We start from the raw sequence: 2,263 nt of genomic DNA on the forward strand, positions 1-2,263 counted from the left end.
ATCAGTGGCGGCTCGCTGCGCGGAACGCGCGGCGGCAGCGGCTCGGGCCGCGGTTCGCGCTCGGGGCGCGGTGCAATCGGCTCGGCCGTAAAGCCGGCGAGGGGATCGCTGCGGCGTTCGGCCAGCGCGGGAGCGGGCCGGCGCACCTCGTCGGCGAAGGATGGGCGCGCGGGCCGCGGCGGCGGCTCGGGCATTTGCGGCTCGGGATGATCGAGCAGTTCCGGCCGCGGTGCTTCGTCGGCCCAGCTGCTGGTATCCGGCATGGGCGCAAGCCGCGGCGGTTCCGCGGCGTTCGGACGCTGCGGAAGCTGGTCGCGGCCGGGCGCGGCGCGAACGATGTTGGGCTCGACGACGATATCGGTCGGCCCGCCGATCATCAGGAGATGCTCGACATTGTCACGCCGGACCAGCACCAGGCGGCGCCGACCGTCGACCGCGGCAGCGTCGATCACCGCGAGCCGGGGCATCCTGCCGCGCTGGGTGTTGGCGCCGACCCGGCTGCCGGCGAATCGGCGAACCAGCCAGGCAGCGACGCCGATCAACGCCAGGACGACGATGAACGCGACGATGAAGGTGATAGGGCTGCCTTGCATACTTGTCCCCGACAAATGGCGCTGTTCTCGTGCCCGTGGTCAGACGCGCCAACCACCGGCTTAACGATGCCCCAAACTGCGATCTCTTAACGTCCCACGGCAAGTTTTGCCGTCCCCAACTCTTAATAACCTATGAATCGCTCGATCCAAAACGACTTCTTGGCCCGTGAATGCGCCGCCAAATGGTTGGGTTAATGCCATTTTTGGAGGCGTAGAATCACGGGGTGCAAAATGCTGTTCCGCCCGGGGACACGCCTCGAGGTCGTCCTTAACCAGCTGTTAACCATACACGCGGCAAATTCTGCCTAGTTGCGGACCTCAAGGTTCGCAAGAGGCGGAAGGAGCCGCGACGATGTCCATCAACGACCTCCCGGTGCTGTCGGCGCTTCGCACCAAGATGCAGTGGCACCAGGAGCGCCAGCGCGTCCTGTCCGAGAACGTCTCCAACTCCGACACGCCCAAATTCCGGCCGCGCGACCTGGTCGAGCCGAAGCTCGACAAGTCCGGGGCGGTCACCGGCTCGATGGGCCCCCTCGCGCTCGCGCGCACCAGCGGTTCTCACATGACGCCGTCGGGGGCTGCTTCCGGATTCGACCAGAACAGGAACGCGGGCTTTGAGACCCGCCCCGCGGGCAACGCCGTCAATCTCGAAGAGGAGATGATGAAGGCGGCCAGCAACCAGATGGACTATGCGGCGGCGACCTCGCTCTATTCGAAGAGCCTGCATCTGCTCAAGACCGCGATCGGCAAGGGCTAGCGACATGATCCGGGAACAGAAGAGCTAGAGGAGGCGCATCATGGCCAATGACAGCAGCGACTTTGCCCGTTCGATGGCGATCGCGACCTCCGGTCTGAGGGCGCAAGCCGGCCGCATGCGGGTGATCTCGGAAAACATCGCGAACGCGGATTCGACCTCGCAGACGTCAGGCGGCGATCCCTACCGGCGCAAGGTTCCCACCTTCTCCTCCGCGCTCGACCGCACGCTCGACGCGCAGGTCGTCACCCTCGGCAAGATCAAGCCCGACCAGTCGAACTTCCGCGTCAAATACGAGCCGAGCAATCCGGTCGCGGACGCCAGCGGCAACGTCAAATATCCCAACGTGAACTCGGTGGTCGAGATGACCGACATGCGCGACGCGCAGCGGTCCTACGAGGCCAATCTCAACATCATCAGTGCGACGCGCCGGATGATCCAGCGCACGCTCGACATCCTCAAGAGCTGAACAGGACAATTGAGCCATGGCATCACCGACAATCGCCGCCAACGCTTATGCGAACCTTGCCCGGGTGCTGGAGAACAGCGGTGCCGGCAAAGCCACCGAGGCGGGCGGGCAATCCTTTGCCTCGATGCTGAAGGACGCCGTCGGCAGCGTCATGGAGTCCGGCCGCAAGTCGGATGCGCAGACCGTGGCGATGGCCTCCGGCAAGGCCAACGTGATGGACGTGGTGACGGCGGTGGCGGACACCGACGTCGCGGTGTCCACCCTCGTCTCGGTCCGCGACCGCGTGATCGCAGCGTATGAAGACATCATGAAGATGCCGATCTGATTGGTCTTGTCATTCCGGGGCGCGACGAAGTCGCGAGCCCGGAATCCATAACCACGATCGGGAGTATGGATTCCGGGCTCTCGCTACGCGAGCCCCGGCATGACGAAAAACAATTCACAGTC

The 2,263-nt window shown here is 64.8% G+C and carries 4 protein-coding genes; 3 read left to right on the forward strand and 1 reads right to left on the reverse strand.

Annotated features, from left to right (window positions below):
* Positions 1-593, reverse strand: a 593-nt coding sequence (locus tag CV770_RS40810; protein ID WP_201760267.1) for a flagellar biosynthetic protein FliO, incomplete at its 3' end; no start/stop codon positions are given.
* Positions 594-945: 352 nt separating this feature from the next.
* Here CV770_RS40810 and flgB point away from each other — a divergent pair.
* Genes flgB through fliE form a run of 3 tightly spaced genes read left to right on the forward strand, consistent with a single transcriptional unit; the run spans position 946 to position 2,141 of the window.
* Positions 946-1,350: a flagellar basal body rod protein FlgB gene (flgB, locus tag CV770_RS40815; RefSeq protein WP_018321862.1), complete on the forward strand. Its 405-nt coding sequence runs from the start codon at positions 946-948 to the stop codon at positions 1,348-1,350.
* A gap of 40 nt (positions 1,351-1,390) precedes the next feature.
* Positions 1,391-1,816 carry a flagellar basal body rod protein FlgC gene (gene flgC / locus CV770_RS40820; protein WP_091965448.1) on the forward strand — a complete coding sequence of 142 codons (426 nt, stop codon included), beginning with the start codon at positions 1,391-1,393 and terminating at the stop codon, positions 1,814-1,816.
* Positions 1,817-1,832: 16 nt separating this feature from the next.
* Positions 1,833-2,141, forward strand: a complete 309-nt coding sequence (fliE, locus tag CV770_RS40825) for a flagellar hook-basal body complex protein FliE (protein WP_018321864.1) — start codon at positions 1,833-1,835, stop codon at positions 2,139-2,141.
* Positions 2,142-2,263 lie beyond the last annotated feature (122 nt).

The organism is Bradyrhizobium sp. AC87j1, from assembly GCF_002936975.1.
Classification (GTDB): Bacteria; Pseudomonadota; Alphaproteobacteria; order Rhizobiales; family Xanthobacteraceae; genus Bradyrhizobium; species Bradyrhizobium shewense.

What these genes read in the sequence shown, in the direction of transcription:
- flgB (WP_018321862.1), top strand. Translation starts at nt 946, where the DNA reads ATGTCCATCAACGACCTCCCGGTGCTGTCGGCGCTTCGCACCAAGATG.
- flgC (WP_091965448.1), top strand. Translation starts at nt 1,391, where the DNA reads ATGGCCAATGACAGCAGCGACTTTGCCCGTTCGATGGCGATCGCGACC.
- fliE (WP_018321864.1), top strand. Translation starts at nt 1,833, where the DNA reads ATGGCATCACCGACAATCGCCGCCAACGCTTATGCGAACCTTGCCCGG.